The sequence below is a fragment of the Amycolatopsis sp. NPDC045836 genome (genome assembly GCF_056431745.1).
This window is the reverse complement of the sequence record NZ_JBWKKF010000009.1, coordinates 358042-367427: the sequence shown is the minus strand read 5'-3', so window position 1 is coordinate 367427 and position 9386 is coordinate 358042. Positions and strand designations below refer to the sequence as shown.

Sequence of the window (9386 nt, the reverse complement as noted above, 5' to 3'; positions counted from 1 at the left end):
TGGCGCATCCGGAAGGCCAGCACGTCGCCCATGGTGAACTTCCCGGTGTTCCGGAGCAGTTCCGCCACCAGCAGCAAAGCCACCAACCAGGCGACGAGGAACCCGATCGAGTAGAGGAAACCGTCGTACCCGTAGACCGCGATCGCCCCCGCGATACCGAGGAACGAGGCCGCCGACAGGTAGTCGCCGGAGATGGCGATCCCGTTCTGCGGCCCGGAGAACGCGCGTCCGGCGGCGTAGTAGTCCGACGCCGTCTTCGAGTTCCGCGACGCCCGGAACACGATCACCAGCGTGACCACCACGAAGGCGCCGAAGATGCTGATGTTGAGCGCGGGGTTCGACCCCTGCACGGCCTGCGCCAGGTTCACCGCGCGCTCCCCTCGAGTTCACCGCGGAGCTGGTCCGCGACCGGGTCGAGGTGGCGGTTGGCGTGCCGGACGTACAGGCCGGTGATCACGAAGGTGGAGACGAACTGGAGCAGGCCGAGCACCAGGCCCACGTTGATGTTGCCGACCAGCTCGGTGGACATGAAATCGTGCGCGTAAGCCGCGAGCACCACGTAGAGCAGGTACCAGCCGAGGAACAACACGGTCATCGGGAAGACGAAATTCCGCAGCCGTTTGCGCAGGCGCCGGAATTCCGGACTGGCCTGGACCCGCTTCCAGTCGGCTTCGGTCATCGGTTCGCCACTGCTCACAGGAGACCTCCCTCGATCAAGTGTCGTGCCGAGGATCATCCTCCTGATGGGGGATGCGCGCAGGCCCCGCGATCGGGGGAAGGCGGTAACTGGAAGTAGATAGTTATTTCCGGTGGCGGCCGCGGCCGGTGCGGGTCTTCTCCTCCACCTGACCGAACCGCGCGACCGCCCGGTCACGCATGAAACCCAGCGGGTCCGGGGCGTGCAGGCGCAGCATCACCGCGTTCAGGTCGTGCGGCACCCGGCGCGCGCTCGCCTTGCTGGCCAGCACCGTGGCCAGGAACGCCGCCGGCACGGTGAACAGGGCGGGCTGCTCGGCGAACCACGGCGCCCAGTCCCCGGTGTAACCGCTGACGATGTTCACCACGAGCGCCCCGAGCACCAGCGTGCCGCCGACGACCATGCCCGCCATCGCCCCGGTCCAGGTCAGCTTCCGCCACCAGATGCCGAGCAGCAGCATCGGGCTGAAGGTGGACGCGGCCAGCGCGAAGGTCATGCCGACGGTCAGCGACAGGTCGTCCTGGCGCAGCGCCAGCGCGATGCCCAGCGGGGCCAGCGCGACCAGCACGGTGGCCAGCCGGAAGTCGCGGACCCGGCCGGGCAGCACGTCGGTGGACAGCACCCCCGCCACGCTGACCAGCAGCCCGGACGCGGTGGCGAGGAAGGCGGCGAACGCCCCGGCGGCGGTGACCGCCCCGACGATCTGCCCGGCCACCCCCGGCAGCATCGCCGAAGGCAGCAGCAGCACCGCGGCGTCGGTCTGCCCGGTGACCAGCAGCTCCGGCACGTACAGCCGGGACAGCGCGCCGAGCAGCGCCGGGAACAGGTAGAACAGCCCGAGCAGCAGCAGCACGTGCACGGTGGTCCGGCGCGCGGCCTTGCCGTCGGGATTGGTGTAGAAGCGGACCAGCACGTGCGGCAGGCCCATGGTGCCGAGGAAGGTGGCGAACATCAGCGAGTAGGTGGCGAGCAGGTCGGTCACGTCGTCGGTTTCGGGCAGCAGCCAGGACGAGTTGTCGGCGACCGCGCCGGCCACCACCGGCACCGCCGAACCCGCCGGGAAGCGCAGCTCGGTGCCCTCGCCCACCTCGGGGCCGGCCTCGGGCGCCCAGAACACCACGCCGTCGGTTTCGGCGCCGTCGAGCACCCCGTCGGCGTAGAGCACGGTCGGTGCGCCGACCTGCAGCTTCACCGGGGTCTGCACGTCGACGGTGGTTTCCTCGGCGAACACCGGCGGCGCCGGGGTGCCCAGCGAACCACCCGCCGCCGTGGCGCCCCCGCCGATGAACACCACGCACAGCACGAACGTCGGCGCGGCGATGGCGAACAGCTTCAGCCAGTACTGGAACGCCTGGACCACGGTGATCGCCCGCATGCCACCGGCGATCACGTTGATGGTCACCACCAGCGTCACCACCACCGCCCCGGCCCAGCCCGGCGTGCCGAGGATGGTGGACAGCCCGAGCCCGGCGCCCTGCAGCTGCGGGACCAGGTAGAGGATGCCGATGAACACCACGAACGCGGTGGCGAACCGGCGCAGCGGCAGCGAACCGAGCCGCGCTTCGAGGAAGTCGGGCAGGGTGTAGGCGCCGGACCGCCGCAGCGGCGCGGCGACGAAGAGCATCAGCGCCAGGTAACCCGCGGTGAAGCCGATCGGGAACCACAGCGCGTCGGCGCCCTCCTTGAGCACGATGCCCGCGACGCCGAGGAACGAGGCGGCCGAGAGGTACTCACCGGAGATGGCCGCCGCGTTGCGCCGGGACCGCACGGTCCGGCGGGCGACCAGGAAGTCGTGCGTGCTGCTGGCGAACCGCGACGACCGGTGGCCGAGGTAGAACGTGACCACACCGACCAGCACGATGGCGGTCAGCGCCCACGGGTTCAGCTGCACTCCAGGATCCTCGCACGCGAGCCGGGGGAACTCAGTTCTCGATCACCTCGACGAAGGCCCGCTCGTGGCGTTCGGCCAGCCGGTTGTACCACAGGCCGACGGCGAGCAGCAGCGGGAACGGGGCCACCCCGAGCAGCAGCCAGGCCACCGGCACGCCGATGATCCGCAGCCCGGCGAACCCCGGCGACAGGAAGAAGGCCAGCGGGAGCGCGCCGAGCAGCACCACCACCAGCAGCGCCAGCGCCACCGCGGTGCGCAGCTGCGCCTTGATCAGGTCCTTGATCAGCAGCTCGCCCCAGCTGGTCTGCTCCTCCAGTTCGACGCGGGCACGCAGGGCGTTGGACTGCTTCGGCCCGGACAGCACCACCCGCTGGCGCCGCGGCCGGGCGTGGTGCTCCGGTTCCGGTGCCTCGCCGGGGAGCTGGCCGGGCGGCACGGGTTCGGTCTTCGAGGTCGGCAGCGGTTCGGCCCGCGGTTTCCCGTGGCGGCCCAGGTTCTTGCCGAGCGTCGGATCGGGCTCGCGCACCCCGCCGATCTGGCGGTACGGGTCCCCTCCGAACGTCATCGCTAGCTGTTCCGCGAGGACCCGACCAGCCGGTCCTTCAGCTCACGGGTGTGCCTGCGGCTCACCGGCAGCAGCTTCTCCTCGTTGCCGATGACCACCTGGTAGCCGCCCTGGCCCATGCGCAGCTCGGTGATCAGCTGCAGCGCGACCAGGTAGGACCGGTGGATCCGGACGAAGCCCGCCTTCTCCCACCGCTCCTCGAGCTGGGCCAGCGGGATGCGGACGAGGTGGCTGCCGTCGGTGGTGAACAGCCGCGCGTAGTCGCCCTGCGCCTCCACCCAGCGCACGTTGGCGCGCGGGATGAGCTTGGTGTTGCCCGCCAGTTCGACCGCGATCACCTCGTCGTCGGTCTTCACCGGCTCCTGACCGGCTGGCGCGGCGGGCGCGGGGGCGGTCTGCAGCGACTGGAGCACCCGCTTGATCGCCTTGTCCAGCCGTTCCTGCTTGCACGGCTTGAGCACGTAGTCGACCGCGCCGAGGTCGAAGGCGTTCACCGCCTCCTCCGGGTGGCCGGTGACGAAGACCAGCACCGGAGCCGGGTTCAGCGTGGCGAACACCCGCGACATCTCCATGCCGGACAGGCCGGGCATGTTCAGGTCGGCGAACACCGCGTCGACCGGGGCCAGGCCGCGGTCCTTGCGGTAGCGCACCTCGGCGTCGTCGGAGGCCAGCAGCCGCAGCGCGTCGGTGGCGTCGGTGCAGGTGAAGATCCGCCGGATGGCCGGGTTGTTCTCCAGGCAGTGGGCGAGTTCGGACAACCCGTGCGGCTCGTCGTCGACGGCCAGCACCAACAGGCCCGAAGTGCTTTCTTGTGTACTCACAGTGACAAGCATCCTGCCTAGTGAAAGTGGTGATGTCCAGCTTCAGTTATAAGCGACGCGGGGGCGAGCTGTCTGCTGCCCCCACGTCGCCGATTGGTCACGGTGCGAAGGTGAACCAGTTGACGTTCACGAAGTCGGCGGGCTGACCGCTGCGGAAGGTCAGGTAGACGTCGTGGGTGCCGGTGACCCCGCTGGTGTTGGCCGGGATCGTCTGCCAGCTCTGCCAGCCACCGGTGTTGCCGACCGCGAACGACCCGATCGGGGGGTTCGACGGGCTGTCCAGCCGCACTTCGACCAGTCCGCTCACCCCGCCCGCGGCACCGGAGGCCACCCGCGCCTTGAACTGCGTGGCCGTCCGCGAGCCGAAGTTGACGCCGTTGTACCTGGCCCAGTCCCCGTTCGCCGCGGTGGCCAGGTTCTGGCCGCCACCCGAATCGGTGGTGGCCTGCGTGCTCAACCCGCTCTGCTGGCTGTAGTTCTCGGCCTGGATGGTGCCGTAGGCGTCGGTGCCACCGGGACCGCCACCGCCGCCACCGCGGGTCCACGCCGCCACGTAGTCGACCACCATCGGCCGCCCCGGCACGGTGGCCGCGGTCGGCGTGCCGATACCGGCCACCCCGTTCGGGAAGGCCCCGCCGATGGCCACGTTCAGGATGATGAAGTAACCGGCGTGGCTGGTCATGTTCGTCCAGGTGCCCGCGTCCACCTGGTTCTGGCTGACCTGGTGGAACTGCTGGCCGTCGACGTACCAGCGCAGCTGGTTGGGGCTGACGCTGCGGTCCCACTCGAAGCTGTAGGTGTGGAAGGCCGACTGGCAGCTGGCGCCGGGGCAGGTGCGGCTGGCGCCGATGCCGTCGTTCTCGTTGCACGGCCCGCCGGGGGCGACCCCGCAGTGCAGCACGCCCCAGACGGAGTTGATCCCGTTGACGTTCTCCATGATGTCGAACTCGCCGATGCCCGGCCAGTTCCACCAGTTGCCGCGGTACGGCGAACCGAGCATCCAGAACGCCGGCCAGTAGCCCAGTGCGGCGTCACCGGTGACGTTCGGCATCTGCAACCGGCTTTCGACGCGCAGCACGCCGTTCTCCGGTGCCTTGAAGTCCTGCTTGTTGGTCTCGATGCGCGCCGAGGTCCAGTTCCCGGCGCCGTCGCGCAACGGCGTGATGCGCAGGTTGCCGCTGCCGTCGAGGCTGACGTTGGCGGGGTTGTCCGTGTGCGCGGCGATCTCGCCGGTGCCCCAGTTGGCGGGGCCGCCGGGGTAACCGTGTCCGAGGCTGAACCGCCAGTTCGCGGTGTTGGGCAGGGTGCCGGCGGCACCGTTGAAGTCGTCGGCCCAGACCTGGGTCCAGCCGGTCGGCGGGGGCGGTACGGCGGCGGTGGCCTGCTGGGTCAGCGGCGCGGTGACCAGTGCGGCCCCGGCCAGGGCGAGGGTGGCGAGCAGCTTTCTCCGGGGAGGGGGAACGGGCATGGGGGTGACCTCCTTGTCAACCCGTACCAGTGGGGAGAGTGGTTTTGTTGTGGCCAACAACAAAGACAGGGTTAAAGAAACCCCAGCTCGGACCCCGGTGTCTGTAGCCCGTTCAGGTGGAAAAGGGACTTAGAGGCCGAAGCGGGACCAAGTCGCCTTCGCGGAGACGGCCTCGAGCAGGGACGCGGCCGGGGCGCCGAGGCCGAGCTTCGCCAGCAGCGGCTTCTTCGGTTCGGCGATGGCGATCTCGGCGTCCGGGTAGCGCTCGGCCAGCACCTCGCGCAGGTTGCCGACCCCGTCGATCAGGCCCAGTTCGACCGCCTTCGAGCCCAGCCAGACGTCCCCGGTGAACAGCTCGCCGCCACCCTTGAGCCGGTCACCCCGGCGCTCCTTGACCCAGCTGACGAACAGCTCGTGCAGCTGCGTGTGGAGCTTCTTGAGCCACTCGACGTCCTCGGGCTTCTCCGGGCTGAACGGGTCGAGCCGCGACTTGTTCTCGCCGGCGGTGTGCAGCCGCCGCTCCACGCCGAAGCGTTCGAGCAGGCCGGTGAAGCCGAAGCCGCCGCTGATCACGCCGATCGAGCCGACCAGCGAGGTGCGGTGGGCGAAGATCTCGTCGGCGGCGCAGGCCAGCCAGTACCCGCCCGAAGCCGCGACGTCCTCGGCGAAGGCCAGCACCGGCACGCCCTTCTTGTCCGCGAGCTGCCGGATCCGCTCGGCGACCAGCCCGGACTGGGTGGGCGCCCCACCGGGCGAGTTGATCAGCAGCGCGACCGCCTTGAGCCGGTCGTGGTCGAAGGCGCGGGTCAGCGCGGTCTCCAGGGCGGACAGGTTGATCACACCCCGGCTCAGCGGCGAAGCCTGCGGGGTGATCACCCCGTGCAGCTTCACCACCGAAACCACGTCCTTGCGCTCCCCGCGCTCGGCGAGACCGGGGATCCGGGCGGTCAGCTTGTCCGTCACGCTCATGCCGCCACCCTACCGGCGGTCAGCCGTCGGCCGCCCCTCACGCGAAACGGACGACGGGCGGTGCCGCGCGGCGTGGCTGCGGGACCGCTGCGGCTGCACCACGGGCTGGTGCACGACGGCCGCAGGCACCGAGTCGGCGGCGGGGTCGCGCTCCGACGCCCCCTCGGTGTACTCCGGCACGCTGGCCCGCACACCACGGGCGTACTTCGGCACGCGCAGCGTCACCTTCATGCCCGCGCCGGGTGCGGTCTCCACGGTCAGCGCGTACTCGTCGCCGAAGAGCTGGCGCATGCGCTGGTTGATGTTGCCCAGCCCGACGTGCGCGCCGGTCTGGTGCGAGTCGTGCAGCTCGGACAGCCGCGCCGGGTCCATGCCGACGCCGTCGTCCTCCACGCTGATCAGCGCCTCGTTGCCGTGATCCTGGGCGATCACGGTGACCGTGCCGCCGTTCGGCTTGTTCCACAGCCCGTGCTTGACCGCGTTCTCCACCAGCGGCTGGATGATCAGGAACGGCACCACCACCGAGAGCACCTCGGGCGCGATCTTCAGCCGGACGTTGAGCTTGCCGGCGAACCGCGCGCTCTCGATGGTCAGGTAGCGGTCGATGTTGCGCAGTTCCTCGGCGAGCGAGGTGAACATGCCGGAGCTGCGGAAGATGTACCGGGTGAAGTCGGCGAACTCCTGCAGCAGCTCGCGCGCCTCCTCGGGATCGGTGCGGATCAGCGAGGAAATGGTGTTCAGCGCGTTGTAGACGAAGTGCGGTGAGATCTGCGCCCGCAGCGCCTTCACCTCGGCCTGCTGCAGCTGGAGCTTGGAGTCCTCCAGCCGGGCCAGCTCGAACTGGGTGCAGACGAACTGCGAGACCGCGTCGGCCATCTCGACCAGCCGCTTGCCGCGGGTCCGGCCGACCACGATCAGCACCGCCTGGGTCTGCTCCTCGACGATCAGCGGCACGATCACCGCGGTGCGCATCAGGCAGTTGCCGCGGTGGTTGCACGGCAGCTTCTCGTGCCCGACCACCTCGCGGCGGTGCCGCCGGATGGTCACCGCGATGGCGTCGCGCAGGTCCTCGTAGTGCTCGTTGGCCTCGCCGTCCCAGGACAGCAGGGTGCCGTCGGCGTCGGTGATGCCGACCGCGACGCACTTGAGCGTTTCGAGCATCTGCGTGGTGATCCGGTCGGCGGAGTTCTCGTCGAGGCCGCGGCGCAGGTCCGGGGTGGCCTTGGACATCCGGCGGACGGCTTCGAGCACCGCGTCGTCGACGAAGCTCGCCGGACGGCGGCTGCGGACGAGCACGACGATCAGCAGGACCACCGCCACGGCGGCGACGCTCCACGGAATGATCTGCGCGAGTGGCAACCCGGACACGGCGTTCATGCTCTGCGCTCCGGCATCCGGGTGCAAGGGTCTTTTCTCCACTTTCCGTGCATGGTCGGCGACTACTGGCTACCCATTGTTACACCACCGGGGGAGACCACAGCGCTGACCTGGGGGTTCGCCGGATTTTCGGGTGCCCGGCCCGGGGGCACGCTCGGTGCATGACAAAGCGATCACGGGGCTTCCGGCCCCGCATCCACCTCGGCGTTCTTCGCGCCGTACCTGGCAAAGCAGCGGTGGGGCACGTCATCCGCTGCCGCCCGGACTGGCCGCCGCGCTCTGCGGGTGCTCACTTCAGCAGGCGCGACATCCGCCGGTCGGCCAGCGGCTTGCCGCCGGTCTGGCAGGTCGGGCAGTACTGGAACGCCTTGTCCGCGAAGGAGATCTCCCGCACGGTGTCCCCGCAGACCGGGCACGGCAGCCCGGCGCGGGCGTGCACCCGCAGCCCGGAGCGCTTCTCCCCCTTGAGCCGCGCGGCGGCCTGGCCGACCGAGCGCTCCACGGCGTCGGTGAGCACCCCGGAGATCGCGCCGGACAGCCGGTCCAGCGCCTCCTCGGAGAGCTTGCCGGTGGTGGCGTACGGCGAGAGCTTCGCGGTGTGCAGGATCTCGTCGGAGTAGGCGTTGCCGATGCCCGCGATCAGCGACTGGTCGGTCAGCGCGGTCTTCAGCCGCTCGGTGCGCCCGGCGAACAACCCGGCGAGCTGCGTCCGGTCCACGGTCAGCGCGTCCGGGCCGAGCCGGGCGATGCTGGGGATCTCCGCCGGGTCGCGGGTGATCCACACCGCGAGCCCCTTCTTCGTGCCCGCCTCGGTCAGGTCGAACCCCGGGCCGGACAGGTGCACCCGCAGCGCCAGCGGCCCCTTGCCGGGTTTCGGCGGCACCGGGGACAGCGAATCCGACCAGCGCAGCCAGCCCGCCCTGGCCAGGTGCGTGACCAGGTGGATGCCGTCGCAGTCGAGGTCGAGGTGCTTGCCGAACCGGCCCGCCGCGGTGACCTCACGCCCGTGCAGCTCGGTCCACGCCGGGCTGACCGTTTTCAGCACGGTCATCGAAGCCACGTCCACCCGGCTGACCACCCGGCCGACGGCGAACTCACGCAGGTGGTGCGCCAGCGCTTCGACCTCGGGCAGTTCGGGCACGGCTACTCCACCGGGTGCAGGGGGCCGTCGAAGTCGGGCAGCGAGTGCTTCTGGATGGTCTTCGCGATCCGGCTCATCTCACCGCGCACGGTGAACATGCCGCGCACCGTGCCCACCCAGCGTTCCGACGGGCGCTCACCGGTGGCGTCGCCCTCGGTCTCGGCGACCACCGTCCACGGGCGCCGCAGGATCCAGCGCAACGGGAAGAAGATGATGATCAGCAGCAGGGCGAGCAGCACCCAGCTGGGCACCACCACGTCCTCCGGCATCCACACCACCAGGATCACCGCCAGCACCACGGTGACGAACAGCATGGCGAAACCGGGGGTGTGGCTGCCCGCCACGTCGTGCTCGAAATCGTCCGCGGTGGCCGGTGGCCGCCACTCCAACTGGCTCCGGAGCACCCATTCACGACCGTCGGCACCGTGTACCAGGCGGTTCATCCACAGCCTCCAGG

Annotated in this window: 10 protein-coding genes; all 10 read right to left on the bottom strand. The window is 70.2% G+C overall.

What is annotated here, in order from left to right; genetic code table 11:
* Positions 1 to 368 (bottom strand): sodium:solute symporter family transporter (locus tag AC07EG_RS20350; RefSeq protein ID WP_478254673.1); only part of this gene is annotated, 368 nt, incomplete at its 3' end.
* Complete coding sequence (locus AC07EG_RS20345; protein WP_478254693.1) at positions 365 to 679, bottom strand: DUF485 domain-containing protein; 315 nt, start codon at positions 677 to 679, stop codon at positions 365 to 367. The genes AC07EG_RS20350 and AC07EG_RS20345, both read right to left, overlap by 4 nt.
* A gap of 121 nt (positions 680 to 800) precedes the next feature.
* Positions 801 to 2588, bottom strand: a complete 1788-nt coding sequence (locus tag AC07EG_RS20340; RefSeq protein ID WP_478254672.1) for a sodium/solute symporter — start codon at positions 2586 to 2588, stop codon at positions 801 to 803.
* A gap of 31 nt (positions 2589 to 2619) precedes the next feature.
* Positions 2620 to 3153, bottom strand: a complete 534-nt coding sequence (locus AC07EG_RS20335; protein WP_478254671.1) for a hypothetical protein — start codon at positions 3151 to 3153, stop codon at positions 2620 to 2622.
* A gap of 2 nt (positions 3154 to 3155) precedes the next feature.
* Complete coding sequence (locus tag AC07EG_RS20330; RefSeq protein ID WP_478254670.1) at positions 3156 to 3986, bottom strand: LytR/AlgR family response regulator transcription factor; 831 nt, start codon at positions 3984 to 3986, stop codon at positions 3156 to 3158.
* A gap of 85 nt (positions 3987 to 4071) precedes the next feature.
* The gene (locus tag AC07EG_RS20325; protein ID WP_478254669.1) at positions 4072 to 5442 is read right to left on the bottom strand and encodes a glycoside hydrolase family 16 protein; all 1371 of its coding nucleotides are present in this window, start codon (positions 5440 to 5442) and stop codon (positions 4072 to 4074) included.
* 129 nt (positions 5443 to 5571) lie between these two features.
* Complete coding sequence (locus AC07EG_RS20320; protein WP_478254668.1) at positions 5572 to 6411, bottom strand: S49 family peptidase; 840 nt, start codon at positions 6409 to 6411, stop codon at positions 5572 to 5574.
* Between the two features lie 9 nt (positions 6412 to 6420).
* Positions 6421 to 7788 carry a sensor histidine kinase gene (locus AC07EG_RS20315; RefSeq protein WP_478254667.1) on the bottom strand — a complete coding sequence of 456 codons (1368 nt, stop codon included), beginning with the start codon at positions 7786 to 7788 and terminating at the stop codon, positions 6421 to 6423.
* A gap of 289 nt (positions 7789 to 8077) precedes the next feature.
* On the bottom strand, positions 8078 to 8929 hold the full coding sequence (locus AC07EG_RS20310; protein WP_478254666.1) for an Fpg/Nei family DNA glycosylase: 852 nt from the start codon (positions 8927 to 8929) through the stop codon (positions 8078 to 8080).
* 2 nt (positions 8930 to 8931) lie between these two features.
* On the bottom strand, positions 8932 to 9372 hold the full coding sequence (locus tag AC07EG_RS20305; protein WP_478254665.1) for a DUF983 domain-containing protein: 441 nt from the start codon (positions 9370 to 9372) through the stop codon (positions 8932 to 8934).
* Positions 9373 to 9386 lie beyond the last annotated feature (14 nt).